We start from the raw sequence: 15,665 nt of genomic DNA on the forward strand, positions 1-15,665 counted from the left end.
TTAACAATATAACTCTCCAATACCATGCCACCGGAGCAAAAAGCAAACAATAAAGAAGAATTACACCCACAATCCCATGGGTGAGAAGATTTTTCCAATCAGTTAAATACATCTTTAAGCCATCAACAATTTTCATTTTTAACCCCAATTATAATCCAATAGAACTGTTATTCATATATGCCAATAAGCCATATTTAACTTTTAATTGAAAATATTGTGTTAATGATGGTTTTAAGATTGTTTAAAGAAATATCAACAATATTTATATAACATTATAAATAAAAAGTAGTTTGACTCGTTAAATGGAGTTAATTTAATTTAAAATTTTAAAAAAAAAAGGTGTATAATATGGAAATTATGGAAATCATAATCGATGCTTTAGTATATCCTATTAATAATATTAAAGCATTAGTAATATATGTTGTTTTAGGCATCATTGCAGGAATTGCCGTTGGAGGCACTGTTGTTGGAGTGGCAACAGGCGCTGCTATAAATAATAGTGCATTAGCTGGAGGACTTGGAATTATTGGAGTTCTCATATCAGTCATCATTTTCTTGTTGATTGCAGGATATGAATTAGACATTGTAAAATTCGGAATTAAAAGGGACCCTGGCGCTCCAGGTATTGACATTGTAAGACAAGTTTCAAATGCTATCAAATTGATTATTGTAGATATCGTTTACTACATTATCCCAGTAATTCTCGCTGCGGTAATCGGATTCCTTATAGGTAATGGACTTATACCTTCAATTGTCATTATACTTATTACAATTATATTTTCAATAGCTGCATTTATGGCAAGATGCAGATTAGCTAAAACCGATGACTTAGGTGAAGCTTTAGCTATCGGGGAAGCTATTGGAGACATATCCAGAGTAGGTATCTTAAAAATTATTTTATTAGCAGTTTTAGTAATCATTATTGCATTTATTTTATTGCTCATTATTGGAGCAATCACAAACTGGAATTCCACCATTGGTGGAATTTTAATGGGTATCTTCTTTGTTTATATGGCATTTTTCACAAACAGAGCAATAGGTTTATTATACTCTGACGTATAAATAAACCCTCTTTTTTCTTTTTTTAATTAAAACTTTTTTTAAAAAATTACTCAAATCTTTAACGGCAAAACGCCAATGACCTTTCCTCTTTTTGAAATCTCAACCGTATCCTCTAGACGAACTCCAAATTCGCCTTCCAAATATATTCCCGGCTCCACTGTCATTACCATACCTTTTTCAATTACTGTTTCATCCTTAATGGAAAATCCGGGGTTTTCATGAATATCAAGACCCAAACTATGTCCTGTTGAGTGAATGAATTTATCGCCGTATCCGCATTCAGAAATGATATCCCGTGCAACTCCATCAATTTCGCAACATTTCATTCCGGGTTTTATTGCCTTGATGGCCTTGTCATGTGCTTCAGCTACAATGTCCCATATCTCATGTTGAAATTCATTGTATACAATCGTGCGAGTGTTATCAGAGCAATACCCCTCAAAAATAGCTCCCCAATCAACTAAAATAGGTTGCTCCAATTTTTTAGCCATTGGAATCGCATGCGGAAGACTTGAATTGGCGCCGCTAGTTAAAATAGTATCAAAAGATTCCTTATCCGCGCCGTTTTCAATCATTAACCTTACAAGATCAAAAGCCATTGCCTTTTCCGTGTTTTTATTGTTTAAAATATCCAACTCCAAGAATGATTTTTGAGCAATTTCAGTCGCCTTTCTGATTTTTTCAATTTCTGAAGGTGTTTTAATCATTCTTTGCTTGTCAATGTATGTCTTTGATTCGACAGAAAAATCATCCCGAAACTTTTCATATGTGCCATAAGACAAGCTAGGTTCAATAGCCAAACTGGCAATTCCTTCATCTTTTAACTCGCCAATCATCGCTTCCATTGACTCATATTCCCTAACTTCAATAGAAGAATTAGTATTAGCTATCTCCATATCCATTTTTGAGGCATAAATTATGGGGTTTTCTTTAATTATGCAAAAAGCAAAGCTGGTAGGCCTGTAACCTGAAATATATTCCACATTAGTGAAATTAGTAAGCAAATAACCTTGAATATCATCTTTTTGCATGTCTTTCAAAATATTATCTAAATGTAAGTCCATGATTAATATTAGAAAAAACTTTATATATAAAATTAGATATTTTAAAACTATGTTTAAATTTACAAGTAGTGAAGTGAGAGATTTAATAATCGCATTTGTCGTTATTTCCCTCTGTTTTGGAATTGCCAATACCGGAAGGGACATTAATGCCTTAATGAATTTACTCCCCATGATCATGGTTGGTGTCGGACTAGGTTTTATTTTACACGAGCTCGGACATAAATTTGTATCAATGAGATATGGATACTGGGCAGAATTTAAATTATGGCCACAAGGATTGCTGTTTGCACTTGTCACATCCTTTTTTGGTTTTGTATTTGCAGCACCGGGTGCAGTCTATACCTATGCAAATTACATGACCGACGAGATAAATGGAAAGATATCCATTGCAGGACCAATTGTCAACATCCTGCTAGCATTAGGATTTTTGCTTGTTGCAACATGGGTGTATCCTTCAGCATTTTACTCAGGCATTTCCGTTTTAATTTTCATCGTATGCTCACTCGGATATTCAATCAACAGCTTTTTAGCAGCATTCAATTTGCTACCTATTGGAAATTTGGATGGATCTAAAGTGTTGAGATGGAATATCGGAATTTGGATTGCTATTATGGCTATTGCCGGAATAATGACATTGCTCTCTATGACAATGGGTGTTGAAAACATAGTAAGATTAATAACAGGATTTTAGAAAATGAATGAAGAAATTAAATATTTTAAAGGAACACACAGGGTAATAGCTCCAAGCGAAACTATTGAAATAAATCAGGACAAGTTAAAGGCCGCTGGAATTACACGTATTGCAGACATTACCGATTTAGATAGAATTGGCCTTCCAATCTACACAGCAATTAGACCAACAGCCGAAGAGGGTGCAGTAAGCATCTATGGCGGAAAGGGAATTTCAAAAGACCATGCGAAAGCATCCGCAATGATGGAAGGTTTCGAGAGATATTCCGCTGAGAGAAAAGATTATGACGAAACTGTTACTGCAACATTGTCTGAAATTGAAGAGCTCGGAGACTATATTGATCCCAAATCATTAAACTTACCTAAAGAATTTGAAAAAAAAGATATTAGTGATTTGAACTTGGAATGGAGTAAATCCAAGGACATAATATCCGGAAATGAATATTACATACCTACAAATGCAATTTTCCACCCCTACAATCATGAAAATGATGTTAACAGTTTATTCAAGTCAAATACAAATGGACTTGCTTCAGGAAATATTCTGGAGGAAGCAATTCTCCATGGGATGTTTGAAGTAATTGAAAGAGATGCGTGGAGCATCTTTGAGTTAACCCATAAGAATTATGCCCAAATAGACTTAGACAGCATTGAAAGCGAGGTCATTAATGACATCATTGGCAAATTCGAAAGTGAAGGCATTAAAATTAAATTAATGGACTTTACTGCAGACATCAAGATTCCAACAATAGCCGCTTCCGCCGATGATACAGTTACAAAAGATGCTGGACTTTTGACATTGGGAATGGGAACACACCTTGACCCTGAAGTCGCGATTTTAAGAGCACTTACAGAAGTGGCTCAAAGCAGGGCAACACAAATCAACGGCGCTCGTGAAGACACCGTAAGGGCAGATTTTTCACGTGAAGCGGGTTATGAACGAATGAAAAGAATCAATAAGTATTATTTCAAACAGGAAGAGAACCAAATTAAATTATCAGATATTGAAAATAGAAGCACTTCCTCCATTACAAAAGATATTGAAATTGTTAAAACCGAATTGATGAACAATGATATTGAAAAAATATTATATGTTGATTTGACAAGACCCGAACTTGACGTGAGCGTTGTGCGTGTCGTTATACCTGAAATGGAAGTTTACACAATTGATCCGACAAGGGCAGGTTATAGATTCTTAAAAGTCTGATTAATATGGTTAAAATTATAGTTTATGCAGGATTATCAATTCCTTTTGATGAAGCCCGAGAAATTCTAGATTCTACTGATGATATTGAAGTAATCTATAAAAGACCCATCAAAAGAGGAGATTTAAGTTTGGCTTTAAAAGAGCATCCCCACATTATCGTAATAATAGACGGGGTATTTCACCAGAACTCCGCGGTGGGGCATAAGGAAATACTTTCCGTGATCAATTCTGGAGTTAAAGTATTCGGCGCTTCAAGCATGGGTGCGTTAAGAGCATCGGAACTGGATACATTAGGCATGATTGGAATGGGTTATGTCTACAACCAATACGCAAGCGGGGAAGTTGAATCTGATGATGATGTTGCCGTAATGCTTGACAGTGAAAGCTTACAGGCACTTTCAGAACCTTTAATCAATATGAAATATATTTTTACAAATGCGGTTGATGAAGAAATCATAACCGAAGGTGAAAAAGAGGAACTGTTAAGGATAGCTAAAAAGACTTATTACCCAAAAAGAAATTATTCACAGACATTAAGTGAATCGGACCTGGACAATGAAAAAAAGGATAAACTAATTGATTTTATAAGACAATCCCCTGACATTAAAAAAGAGGATGCCAAAAATCTTCTTGAGCATGTGAAAAATATGCTGGAATAAAATAGCAATGCTGATTTTCTTCAAACAATGCATAGACTAGACTGCCAAAGTTATGGACTTTGAAAATGTGAATATATGTGAAGTAACTTATTTTGCCAAATTGATAAAAAATGTTAAATTTAAACAGATCAACGGTTAATTAAAAGCAGCAAACATTAACGAACCATCATTAAATTCATCGCAAATGTTGATAATTGCAAGACAAATATCGCTGCGAAAATATTTGTCAAAATATTCAAAATTAGAAGAAATGTAAAACGTTAGTTTTTCATTTCTTGATATTTTTTTAAAACCATGTCAGGAGTTTCAATACTTTGATTGAAAGTCAAAGAAAATTCTTTTGATTCAAAATCATCCGAAACGTTTCTAAGTCCTTTTAATGAAATGTGGTCCCCTTCAATTTTAAAGCCAACCCCATCGGCCTCAACACTGCACAGTTCTATCTCAATTTCAGAAGCATCATCCAATGTTTGATTAGCATTAACATTATATTTCAAATTTAATATTTTATGTGGCATTATCTCATTGATTGTTCTTTTAATGACTGAATCAAAAAGTTCTAAAAATTTTTTGGCCGGGGGCAAATTATTAGCCCACCAATATGTAATTACTGAGTTAATAATTATTTCATGTTCTGCAAAATCATCATACAACCTTGCACGAACACTGACAACACTATCACTAACTTTAATTAGCAATACTGGACTAACAGCCATTATACCACAATTATTCTACTAATGCTTTAATTAAATCGCTAGCTCTTACAAGACCAACTAAATCTCCTTCAACACCGATTACAGGAATTTGCTCAATGTTTAAGGATTTCATTTTTTTAGCACAGTCAGTAACTTTGGTTTTTGAGTTAGCCACTTCCACATTACCTATTGCAACATCAGCAACAACTTTGTCGGTGAATTTCAAATGATTCTTTTCAATGTATAAAACAGAAGTGCTGTCCCAAGACCATTTGTCCCCTTCAGTACCGACAGTGGAACTGTGTTCACTTCTCTCGGAGATAATTTCAATTTCAGAAATAAAATCAGTTTCAGTTAAAATGCCGGATAATTTAGCATCATCGTCTAAAGCCAAAACGGATTTTAAACCAAACTGGTTCATTGTTTCAAAAGCAACGTTTAATGGAGCTTTTTCCCAAGTTGTCGGAACAGTGGTAATCATGTAATTTTCCACAGCATCATCGACAGTGATTTTGGTTAATGCTTTAGATACTAAATCGAATGAAGTAATAATTCCCACCAATTCGCCATCTTCATTAATGACAGGAACTCTCCTTACATCATTTTCAATCATTACACGAGCTGCATCAGTCACATCATCATCAGGACTGATAGTAACTAAATTTCTGGTCATTAACATTGCAATTTGTTCTTCATCAGGATTATTAATTAAATCTGAACGTGTAATAACACCCACTAATATATCAGTGTCTTCTTTTACAACTGGAAGCACTGCTACATTTTCTTTTCTCATTAAGTCTAAAACTTTTTCTCTGTTTCCAGGAACAGAAACACTTACAACATTTTTAGACATGGTTCTTTTGACTAACATAAAAACACCTAATAATAATTAATGAAACCTAGGTAGACATCTAATGCACTACAAGTACAGCGCACTTAGCAGAATTAACAACTTTATCTGCAACACTACCCATAATAAATCGATCAAAGCCAGATTTACCTGAACTTCCCATAACAATCAAATCAACATTTTCTTCATTTGCCACTTCCAAAATAACTTTTGCAGGAGAACCTTCTCTAATTACATGATTGATTTTAACATCACTTTCATTTAATTTATCAAATTCTTTAAGGTTTTCCTCAGATCTTTTATTTAAAATTTGATTCAACTGATAAATTTCATCATCTAATGGGAGTCCATTAACAAAATTGTTTTCAGTAACGCTTACTGCAATAATTTCAGCACCGCTAATGTTGGCTAGAAATAATGCATGTTTCTGCGCTTTTTTAGCAAATTCTGACCCATCTGTAGGGACTAATATTTTTTTATACATAATTTAAATCCCCTTTATAATACATAGATAGCATCTATAATATTATACATTAACTTTTTTATTAATTGTATATAATATATTTTTCGATTCACACCTATTTATTATATTTAAGTAAGGATTTTTAGAAAAAGAATTTAGCACTATAAGTTCGGCATCCATACCCACATCAATAGTTGATTTTTTGACAACATCATTTATTTTATTGTCGCATACGTTTGTAGTTGCCATCTTCAACAAGTCTTTAGGATCAATATAATTCCTATAATAAACAGACATTAGCTTTAATGTAAATTCCAACTCCCTAAACATGTTTGGAGAGTTAAGCATTACATTATCTGTACCAATTAACGGTTTAATGCCGCTGCCCAACATTTCATTTAAGTGAGAAACCCCAACGTTCAAAGTCGCGTTTGCTCTGGGACATACAACAACGTTGGAATCTGACCGTGACACCAAATCCAAATCATCATTTTTGGGATTTGTTAAATGTACCAATTGACCAAAATTAGAATCAATACCTCTTTCAATCTCAGTTTTACCAAATTTATCCAAAGATTCAATCTGATTGGATTGTGATTCGGCAACATGTATTGAAGAAATCTTATCCCGTTTTTCACACTCTTCAACAATAAGATTAGCCACTTCGTCGGTAATTTCACCAAAACCGCTCGGTGCAATACCATCGGCCACTTTTAAAAGTTTTCTAATGGCTATTTTAACCTTCCCCAAATCAGGTTCCCCACCGTAAAAACTATCATCCCTGCCGAGAATTACTGGTTTGATTGGAATATCCTTTGAAGCCTCTTTTAATAATTCAACTCCTTTAATTCCACCTTCACGATAATCAATGAAATGAGTTGTTCCGCTTTCAACCATTTCCCACATTGTTGATTTCATTGCCTGAATAATCTCTTCATCTTCAGCATCGGCCAATGCCTTATGCTTTACGCCATTGGGCGGTTTAACCATTTCACTTAATGACAAACCATAACCTTCATCTTTGATAATGGAATCTCCAATGTGCATATGGCCATTGATAAATGAAGGACATACAATTGCACCATCTACATCAATAATCTTGCCTTCATGAGATTCTTTTCCAATTTCAACAATTTTGCCTTCATCAACAACAATATTTTCTTTTTTTAATGTTAAATCCCGGCCTTTTAATATGATTCCATTAGTTATAGTAAACATTAAAGGAAAATCTAATTTTTTTTATTAATAAATTTTGTTATCAAATAGGTTTATTAAATCGAAAGAAATAATATAAAACTAATAATGGTCAAACAAATTAATTACTTCAATACATTTTTTACCCGCCATTATCATCTTAATTAAGGGGATGATTTCTATTAACTCTCAGGAAATACGTTATTTTTACAGAAATATTGTAAAAACAGGGAATGTTTACCGCGTTAAACATAACAATAAAGACTATGGAGAGTTTAGAAAATTATCCGATGCTTTATATGAACGGGACGCACTATTTTTTTGTAATTTTGATTATGATCTGCTTGTTGAATGCGACCTGGAAAACAAGTATGAGCATATGAACCTGCCCCCATTTCCTGAAAAAAGACCAAAAGGCCGTATTAAAGGAATGAAAGTCAACAAAAAGGAAAGAGAAGGTGAAATTCTTTTTGATCATAAACTCCGTAAATTCTACATTCAAAAAGGTGAGGAAATCATCGGATACTATGATACAATGACCGAAGCATTTTATTATAAAAAGCTATTGATGGACAACAATTGGGATAAAAATGCCTTAAAAACAAATGTTACAGAAAGAATTGAAGTCAATATCAAAATTGACCCTAATAAAGAATATAAAGTTCAACTGAATTACTGTCCTAAATGCAGAAGCAGATTAGACATTAATGCAATTGAATGCCCTTCATGCGGTATTAATATTAAAGAATACCTATCAAACAATAATTAAAAAAAGATAGAGAAATTATTCTCCATCAGTATATTTATTTAAAGATTTTACATTAATTTCGCTATTTTGTACGGCTTGAATAGCGTTTAAAGCTGCTCTTGCACCTGCCAAAGTTGTAACATACGGAATGCCTAACTCGATTGCAAGACGTCTGATAATGTAACCGTCTTTTGCAGATTGTTTTCCTTCAGAAGTGTTGATAATCAAATCAACTTCCTTATTCAGGATAGCATCCCTAATGTTAGGAGAACCCTGTGACACTTTCAATACCTTTTCAACATCACTAAGACCTGTTGCATCACCGGTACCATCAGTTGCCATGATTTTAAATCCTAAATTAGCTGCTTTTTCTGCTATTGGCCTGATTTTTTTCTTGTCAGTTTCCTTTACACTGATAAATATTGTACCTTCCTTAGGCAATTCCATGCCTGCTGAAAGTTGAGATTTGTAGAATGCCATTCCATAGCTTTCGTCAATACCTATACTTTCACCAGTGGATTTCATTTCAGGACCTAAAACTGTGTCAGATTCCGGAAGCTTTAAGAATGGGAATACAGATTCCTTTACAGCCACATGGTCAATCTTGATTTCTTTGGTTAAATTGAAATCTTTCAATTTAGCGCCATTCATAATCCATGTAGCTACTTTAGCAAGAGGCACGCCGATTGCTTTACTTACAAACGGAACTGTCCTACTTGCACGAGGGTTAGCTTCAATAATGTAAACCATTTCCTCATCAAGCTTTACAGCATATTGGATGTTCATCAGACCTTTAACATCAAGTTCTAATGCCAGTTTAGTGGAGTTTTCACGAATGGTGTCCAATATATGTGCCGGAATAGTCTGAGGAGGTATTACACATGCGGAGTCCCCTGAGTGAACACCTGCTTCTTCAATGTGCTCCATAATTCCTGCAATAAATACATCTTCACCGTCGCACAATATATCAACATCCAATTCAATGGCATCCTCTAAGAATTTATCCACTAAAATAGGATGGTCTGGTGAAACTTTAACAGCTTCTTTCATATATTCTTCAAGCTCATTTGTATCATAAACAATTTCCATAGCCCTTCCACCAATAACATATGATGGACGTACGAGTACTGGGAATGTGATTTTCTCTGCAATTTCCTTAGCTTCTTCAAATGAATTAGCAGTACCGTATGGTGCTTGATGAATATGTAATTTTTCTAAAAGTTCTGCGAACAGTTCCCTGTCTTCGACCCTGTCGATACTCTCATATGGAGTTCCTAAAATTTTAACTCCGGCATTGGCGAGAGGGACTGCAAGATTAATGGAAGTTTGACCACCGAACTGGACTATTACACCATCAGGTTTTTCTTGTTCAATTACACCCATAACATCTTCAAAGGTAAGTGGTTCGAAGAATAATTTATCGGAAATGTCATAATCAGTACTTACGGTTTCAGGGTTGTTGTTGATTAAAATTGTTTCGATTCCATCCTCTTTAAGTGCTAAAGATGAATGTACACAACAGTAATCAAATTCAATACCTTGACCAATCCTAATTGGCCCCGCTCCAAGAATAACAACTTTTTTCTTGGTTGTTGAGGTAAGTTCGTTTCCGGTATCATAGCTACTGTAGTAATAAGGAGTTTTAGCCTCAAATTCTGCAGCACATGTATCCACCATTTTATATGATTGTTTAATGTTATATCTTGAAAGCAAGTTTCTGATGTACTCTTCAGTTTGGCCTGATAACTCAGCCAATCTTTTATTTGAACAACCAATTTGTTTTGCTTTTCTTAAGTATGCTTCATCATCGAGTTTATCGGCGGTAACATCGTTTTCAAAGTTTACAATATTTCTGATTTTGTATAAGAAGAAATTATCGATATTGGTTAATTCTCTGATTTTATCAATGTCCATTCCGTCTTTAATAGCGGAATATATTTGGAAGTAAATCAAATCGGTTGGATTTGAGAGATCCTCTTCTGACCATTCCACATATTCAAATCCGTCAAAGCCCATATCTAGAGACCTTAACGCTTTTTGGAATGCCTCTTCAAAAGTTCTTCCAATGGCCATTACTTCCCCAGTAGCTTTCATTTGAACTCCAACTTCACGACCTATTCCTTTAAACTTATCAAACGGCCATCTTGGGATTTTAATAACAACATAATCAATTGCCGGTTCAAAAGAAGCAGGGGTTTCTTTGGTAATGTCATTTTTAATTTCATCTAAAGTTAATCCTAAAGCAACTTTTGATGAAATTTTAGCGATTGGATAACCTGTTGCCTTAGATGCGAGTGCACTACTTCTTGACACACGAGGGTTTACTTCAATGACCTTATATTCATCTGTTTCGGGGTTGAGTGCGAATTGAATGTTACATCCTCCGCGAATGCCCAATGCCCTTATGATTTTAATTGAAGCGTCACGCATTTTTTGAATGGTCTCATCACATAAATTCTGTATAGGGGCCACGACGACACTGTCGCCTGTATGAATACCCATTGGGTCAATATTTTCCATGGTACATACAATTATGCAGGTATCCTCTTTATCCCTCATCACTTCAAATTCTATTTCTTTCCATCCTAAAACGGATTCATCGATAAGAACTTGATTAATGAAACTCATATCCAATCCATGATTAGCAATTTCAATTAATTCCTCTTCATTGTGTGCAATTCCACCACCAGTTCCACCTAAAGTGAAAGCCGGCCTTACAATAACCGGATAACCGATGTCCTTTACTGCTTCAAGTGCCGCATCTACACTTTCGACAGCCTGACATTTTGGAATTTCCTCATTGATTTCTTCCATCAAGTTGGCAAATAAATCCCTATCTTCCACGTCTTTAATGGTTTGAACATCGGATCCTAAGACTTTAATTCCTTCCAATAATCCTAAATCTCCAAGACCTGTTGCAATATTCAGTCCAGTCTGTCCACCCATGGTAGGCAATATCGCATCAACTTGTTCTTCTTTTATGATTTTAGCAACAACTTCCGGAGTTAATGGTTCTGTATAAACAGTGTCCGCCATGCCCAGGTCTGTTTGGATGGTAGCTGGATTACTGTTAACTAGTACTGTTTCTATTCCTTCTTCTCTTAGTGATTTACATGCTTGTGAACCAGAATAATCGAATTCTGCTGCTTGTCCGATTTGAATAGGTCCGGAACCAATAATTAATACTTTTTTAATATCCTTATCAACTGGCATATGTAATCCTCATTAAACTTTTTAATAATCTTCCATCATTTTATTAAATTCATCAAAAATACTTCTTGTATCGTTTGGACCAGGACCTGCTTCAGGGTGGTACTGTATACAGTGTAATGGCAACTCTTTATGAGAAATACCTTCAGGAGTTCCATCATTCAAATTAATTTGGGTTAAAACTAAATCAGTTTCTTTTAAAGATTCCTTATCAATTGTAAATCCATGATTTTGTGATGTGATAAATACTTTACCTGTGCTTAAATCTTTAACTGGTTGATTTTCACCCCTATGTCCAAATTTCATTTTATAAGATCTGGCTCCAAAAGACTTGGCTATCAATTGTTGACCCATACAAATTCCAAAGATAGGTAATCTGTTTGATAATTTTTTCATTGTTTCAATGGTTTCAGATACCCTATCCGGATTTCCAGGCCCTGATGTAATCATCAATCCGGAAGGAGAATAATCCAGAACAGTTTTATAGTCTGTATCATACGGGAATAAAACTACACCAATATCCCTTTCTAAAAATGAGTTAATAATATTCTTTTTAACACCGCAGTCAATCAAAGCCACTTTTTTATCAGCATCCTCATTGAATACTTTAATTTCTTTTGTAGATACTAATGGAACAACATCCACATCTTCAATACTTGGTTGGGAGCGTGCCATCTCAATCAATTCATCATCAGAAATATCTTCAGTAGTAATTGCAGCTTTAAGTGAACCTCTTTCACGAATCTTAAGTGTCAAATCACGAGTGTCAATTCCACTAATTCCTGGAGTTTCAAACTCTTTTAAAAATTCATCCAAAGTTTTTTGAGGTCCGAAATTGGAAACCTCACGACAAACCTCACGACAAACAAAACCTTCAACCTGAATACTATCAGATTGATACCAATCTTCACTTACCCCGTGATTTCCTTCCAATGGATAAGTGGACATTAATATTTCTCCTTTAAAGGAAGGATCTGTCAATGATTCGGTGTAACCACCCATACCTGTGGAAAAAACTAGTTCTCCCAATTTGGTGGTTTCATAACCAAAACCCTCACCTTTTAAAACAGTACCGTCTTCTAAAGCTAATTTAGCTATTTTTACCATTAAATCACCATCATAAAACATAAAAATTTACTATCTTTATTATATTTTATTCTAATATATTATTAAAGTTTGTTTTTTAGTGAAATTTTCAGATAATTTGAAAAAAAATATTTAAAAATGAATATGATTTAAAAATTTCCAACATGCCAGTGAAAAATAATATTTATTAAAAATTTTAAAGTATATAATAACTTAAAAAGTAAGCAAGAGACATGAAAATGAACGCAAATAATCCAAAAGTCCCAGAAGATTATAAGAAATTTAAAAAGTTAGTTAATGAGGCGAAACTTTATGATTCTCCAAAATCACTGACTGGCGAGCTACGACCATATCAAAAGATTGGATATTCCTGGCTAATACAAAATATCCAACAGAGATTCGGGTCAATTCTGGCTGATGATATGGGGCTTGGAAAAACAATACAGGTCTTAAGTGCAATCCTCTATTTTAAAGAACAGAATAAATTTGATAACGAGCCGACATTAATAATTGTTCCGCCAACATTAATATCCAATTGGGAAAACGAAATTAAAAAATTCACACCAAAATTAACCTATTACATTTACCATGGACCGAACAGGACATTTCCTCTGGAGGAATATGACATAATATTAACCTCCTATGGAGTTGTTAGGCTTGATTTGGACATGTTTTCAGATGAAAATTGGCTTTTATGTGTAATAGATGAAGCCCAAAATATCAAAAATCCCAATACAGAACAGACAAAAGCGATTAAAAGCATTAAGGCATCAACCAAAATCGCCTTGACTGGAACTCCTATTGAAAATAGGCTGATGGATTACTGGTCAATATTTGACTTTGTGAATCATGGATATTTGTCCACCAAAGATGATTTCAAAAGAAATTATGTTGTTCCCATTGAAAAGTTAGAAGACAAACAAGTTCTAGAAAACCTTAAAACAATTGCAAAACCATTCGTAATGAGGCGTTTGAAAACTGATGAGGACATTAAAAAAGAATTGCCTGACAAATTAGTCAATGACATTTACTGCAGCTTAACCAAAAAGCAAATCAAGCTGTATAATGCAATTTTAGAAGAAATATTCTTCGATATAGAAAATTCAAAAGGAATACAGAGAAAAGGAATAATTCTTAAAATATTGACCGCACTAAAACAAACATGCAACCACCCTGCACAATTTCTAGACATTAAAAATCCAAAAATTTCCGAATCAGGAAAAATGGAACTGCTGATAAATATTTTAGAGAATATACTGGATATGGATGAAAAGGTAATAATATTCACCCAGTACGTTGAAATGGGCAAATTAATCCAGCAACTTGTGTCTAAAAAATTAAAAACAGATGTTTTATTCCTGCACGGCTCACAAACACTCAAAGAAAAAACAGAAATCATTGATACCTTCCAAGAAGATCCTAATTATAAGATTTTTGTAGCCACACTTAAAACCGGAGGAACAGGTTTGAACTTGACTGCCGCAAGTAACGTAATCCATTATGACTTATGGTGGAATCCTGCCGTTGAAAATCAGGCCACAGACAGAGTCCACAGAATCGGACAAGACAAGGACGTCATGGTTTACAGGTTTATAACAAAAGGAACTCTTGAAGAAGAAATAGATGCCATAAGCAAAAGGAAAACTGATCTGGCCGGGAAAGCCATCATTAACGATGAGACTTTCATTACTGAAATGAGCGATGAAGAGCTGAAAAATGTTTTATCACTCAGATTATGAATCTGTACAATCATTCCATTTTCAGACTAAAGTTCAAGCTTCTTGAGGAATGTGTCAGTGCTCCAATGGATATGATATCTACACCCAAAGCCGCATAATCCAAAATAGTGTCCTCAGTTATGCCACCGGAGACTTCAATTAAAGAATTTTGACGAATATCAAGTTTTTCAAGTTCATCGAGTACATCGCTGACTTGTGAAGGGGACATATTATCAAGCATTACAATATCCGCACCATTCCTTACACATTCTACCGCATCATCCAAGGTTTCCACTTCAATTTCTATCTTTTTAGAGAAACTTACATTGGATTTTGCTTTAAGCAGTGCTTCAAGAGGCGTTCCACATGCCGCAATATGGTTATCCTTAATTAAAACCATGTCATCCAGACCAAATCTGTGAGTGTCTGCACCTCCAACACCCAAAGCATATTTGTCAAATTTTCCGATTGCAGGAGAAGTTTTGCGAGTTCCTGCAACCCTTACATCATAATCCTTAACCAGATTTACATATTTTCTGGTCGCACTAGCTACGCCACTCATCCTCATAAGCAAATTCAGTGCAGTTCTCTCAAGAAGCAGAATTGTTCTTGCATCTCCTTTAAGTGAAATCAATAAATCGTTTTTAGAAATTTCTGAACCATCCTTTAACCAGAATGTTACCTCAATACCATATTCCTCAAATAAATCCCTGATAATATTAATCCCCGCTAGAATACCTTCATCTTTTGAAATAATATATGCATTTACATCTTTGCCTTCTTCTACAACTGCATTTGAGGTAATATCACCGAAACCTTCATCTTCAGCCAGCATATATTCAATAATTTTATCCAAAAAAATCACCTAAAATTTAATAATTATTAAAATATATAGTATTTGTATAATATAAAATAAGTGATTTACTGGAAATAACATTTTTAGGAACATCTTCAGCAGTCCATTCATTCGAAAGGAATCACCCATCCATTGTTTTAAAAGCATATGGGGAAGTGATGAT

14 protein-coding genes and 1 pseudogene are annotated in these 15,665 nt (G+C 34.4%); 7 read left to right on the plus strand and 8 right to left on the minus strand.

Annotated features, from left to right (window positions below):
* Positions 1–348 precede the first annotated feature (348 nt).
* Positions 349–1,062, plus strand: a complete 714-nt coding sequence (locus tag ACJMLZ_RS03465; RefSeq protein WP_405303969.1) for a DUF4013 domain-containing protein — start codon at positions 349–351, stop codon at positions 1,060–1,062.
* A 50-nt stretch (positions 1,063–1,112) separates the two neighbouring features.
* Here the strand turns inward: ACJMLZ_RS03465 and ACJMLZ_RS03470 are convergent, their stop codons facing one another.
* On the minus strand, positions 1,113–2,135 hold the full coding sequence (locus ACJMLZ_RS03470; protein WP_405303982.1) for an aminopeptidase P family protein: 1,023 nt from the start codon (positions 2,133–2,135) through the stop codon (positions 1,113–1,115).
* Between the two features lie 40 nt (positions 2,136–2,175).
* On the opposite strand from ACJMLZ_RS03470, the gene ACJMLZ_RS03475 reads away from it, so the two are divergent.
* Genes ACJMLZ_RS03475 through ACJMLZ_RS03485 form a run of 3 tightly spaced genes read left to right on the plus strand, consistent with a single transcriptional unit; the run spans position 2,176 to position 4,682 of the window.
* Positions 2,176–2,817, plus strand: a complete 642-nt coding sequence (locus ACJMLZ_RS03475) for a site-2 protease family protein (protein WP_405303970.1) — start codon at positions 2,176–2,178, stop codon at positions 2,815–2,817.
* A 3-nt stretch (positions 2,818–2,820) separates the two neighbouring features.
* Positions 2,821–4,023, plus strand: coding sequence for a YcaO-related McrA-glycine thioamidation protein (locus tag ACJMLZ_RS03480; protein WP_405303971.1), 1,203 nt, complete (start codon positions 2,821–2,823; stop codon positions 4,021–4,023).
* Between the two features lie 5 nt (positions 4,024–4,028).
* On the plus strand, positions 4,029–4,682 hold the full coding sequence (locus tag ACJMLZ_RS03485) for a TfuA-related McrA-glycine thioamidation protein (protein WP_405303972.1): 654 nt from the start codon (positions 4,029–4,031) through the stop codon (positions 4,680–4,682).
* A 260-nt stretch (positions 4,683–4,942) separates the two neighbouring features.
* Here ACJMLZ_RS03485 and ACJMLZ_RS03490 read toward each other — a convergent pair whose 3' ends face one another.
* From ACJMLZ_RS03490 to ACJMLZ_RS03505, 4 genes are read right to left on the minus strand one after another with little or no spacing between them, the layout of a single operon-like run.
* A complete protein-coding gene (locus ACJMLZ_RS03490; protein WP_405303973.1) occupies positions 4,943–5,398 on the minus strand; it encodes a hypothetical protein in 456 nt (151 codons plus the stop codon).
* A gap of 10 nt (positions 5,399–5,408) precedes the next feature.
* Positions 5,409–6,248, minus strand: a complete 840-nt coding sequence (locus tag ACJMLZ_RS03495; protein WP_405303974.1) for a CBS domain-containing protein — start codon at positions 6,246–6,248, stop codon at positions 5,409–5,411.
* A gap of 40 nt (positions 6,249–6,288) precedes the next feature.
* Positions 6,289–6,711 carry a universal stress protein gene (locus ACJMLZ_RS03500; RefSeq protein ID WP_405303975.1) on the minus strand — a complete coding sequence of 141 codons (423 nt, stop codon included), beginning with the start codon at positions 6,709–6,711 and terminating at the stop codon, positions 6,289–6,291.
* A 42-nt stretch (positions 6,712–6,753) separates the two neighbouring features.
* Positions 6,754–7,908 carry an amidohydrolase family protein gene (locus tag ACJMLZ_RS03505; RefSeq protein WP_405303976.1) on the minus strand — a complete coding sequence of 385 codons (1,155 nt, stop codon included), beginning with the start codon at positions 7,906–7,908 and terminating at the stop codon, positions 6,754–6,756.
* Between the two features lie 148 nt (positions 7,909–8,056).
* On the opposite strand from ACJMLZ_RS03505, the gene ACJMLZ_RS03510 reads away from it, so the two are divergent.
* On the plus strand, positions 8,057–8,653 hold the full coding sequence (locus ACJMLZ_RS03510) for a zinc ribbon domain-containing protein (protein WP_405303977.1): 597 nt from the start codon (positions 8,057–8,059) through the stop codon (positions 8,651–8,653).
* A 15-nt stretch (positions 8,654–8,668) separates the two neighbouring features.
* Here ACJMLZ_RS03510 and carB read toward each other — a convergent pair whose 3' ends face one another.
* Entirely contained in the window at positions 8,669–11,845 is a 3,177-nt protein-coding gene (gene carB / locus ACJMLZ_RS03515; RefSeq protein ID WP_405303978.1) for a carbamoyl-phosphate synthase large subunit, read from the minus strand.
* Positions 11,846–11,866: 21 nt separating this feature from the next.
* Complete coding sequence (gene carA / locus ACJMLZ_RS03520; protein WP_405303979.1) at positions 11,867–12,949, minus strand: glutamine-hydrolyzing carbamoyl-phosphate synthase small subunit; 1,083 nt, start codon at positions 12,947–12,949, stop codon at positions 11,867–11,869.
* A 218-nt stretch (positions 12,950–13,167) separates the two neighbouring features.
* On the opposite strand from carA, the gene ACJMLZ_RS03525 reads away from it, so the two are divergent.
* Positions 13,168–14,667 (plus strand): DEAD/DEAH box helicase, encoded by a 1,500-nt coding sequence (locus ACJMLZ_RS03525; RefSeq protein WP_405303980.1) that lies wholly within the window; start codon positions 13,168–13,170, stop codon positions 14,665–14,667.
* A gap of 10 nt (positions 14,668–14,677) precedes the next feature.
* Here ACJMLZ_RS03525 and nadC read toward each other — a convergent pair whose 3' ends face one another.
* Entirely contained in the window at positions 14,678–15,502 is an 825-nt protein-coding gene (gene nadC, locus ACJMLZ_RS03530; RefSeq protein WP_405303981.1) for a carboxylating nicotinate-nucleotide diphosphorylase, read from the minus strand.
* Positions 15,503–15,570: 68 nt separating this feature from the next.
* Here nadC and ACJMLZ_RS03535 point away from each other — a divergent pair.
* Positions 15,571–15,665: pseudogene (locus ACJMLZ_RS03535) on the plus strand (ribonuclease Z); the annotation flags it as partial.

The organism is Methanobrevibacter sp. (genome assembly GCF_045126245.1).
Taxonomy (GTDB): Archaea; Methanobacteriota; Methanobacteria; order Methanobacteriales; family Methanobacteriaceae; genus Methanocatella.

Excerpts from the sequence above, each read along its gene's own strand:
- ACJMLZ_RS03490 (WP_405303973.1), bottom strand. The coding sequence starts at position 5,398 with ATGGCTGTTAGTCCAGTATTGCTAATTAAAGTTAGTGATAGTGTTGTC.
- ACJMLZ_RS03505 (WP_405303976.1), bottom strand. The coding sequence starts at position 7,908 with ATGTTTACTATAACTAATGGAATCATATTAAAAGGCCGGGATTTAACA.
- ACJMLZ_RS03510 (WP_405303977.1), top strand. The coding sequence starts at position 8,057 with ATGATTTCTATTAACTCTCAGGAAATACGTTATTTTTACAGAAATATT.
- ACJMLZ_RS03465 (WP_405303969.1), top strand. The coding sequence starts at position 349 with ATGGAAATTATGGAAATCATAATCGATGCTTTAGTATATCCTATTAAT.
- ACJMLZ_RS03500 (WP_405303975.1), bottom strand. The coding sequence starts at position 6,711 with ATGTATAAAAAAATATTAGTCCCTACAGATGGGTCAGAATTTGCTAAA.
- ACJMLZ_RS03475 (WP_405303970.1), top strand. The coding sequence starts at position 2,176 with ATGTTTAAATTTACAAGTAGTGAAGTGAGAGATTTAATAATCGCATTT.
- ACJMLZ_RS03480 (WP_405303971.1), top strand. The coding sequence starts at position 2,821 with ATGAATGAAGAAATTAAATATTTTAAAGGAACACACAGGGTAATAGCT.
- carA (WP_405303979.1), bottom strand. The coding sequence starts at position 12,949 with ATGGTAAAAATAGCTAAATTAGCTTTAGAAGACGGTACTGTTTTAAAA.
- ACJMLZ_RS03495 (WP_405303974.1), bottom strand. The coding sequence starts at position 6,248 with ATGTTAGTCAAAAGAACCATGTCTAAAAATGTTGTAAGTGTTTCTGTT.
- ACJMLZ_RS03525 (WP_405303980.1), top strand. The coding sequence starts at position 13,168 with ATGAACGCAAATAATCCAAAAGTCCCAGAAGATTATAAGAAATTTAAA.
- carB (WP_405303978.1), bottom strand. The coding sequence starts at position 11,845 with ATGCCAGTTGATAAGGATATTAAAAAAGTATTAATTATTGGTTCCGGA.
- ACJMLZ_RS03485 (WP_405303972.1), top strand. The coding sequence starts at position 4,029 with ATGGTTAAAATTATAGTTTATGCAGGATTATCAATTCCTTTTGATGAA.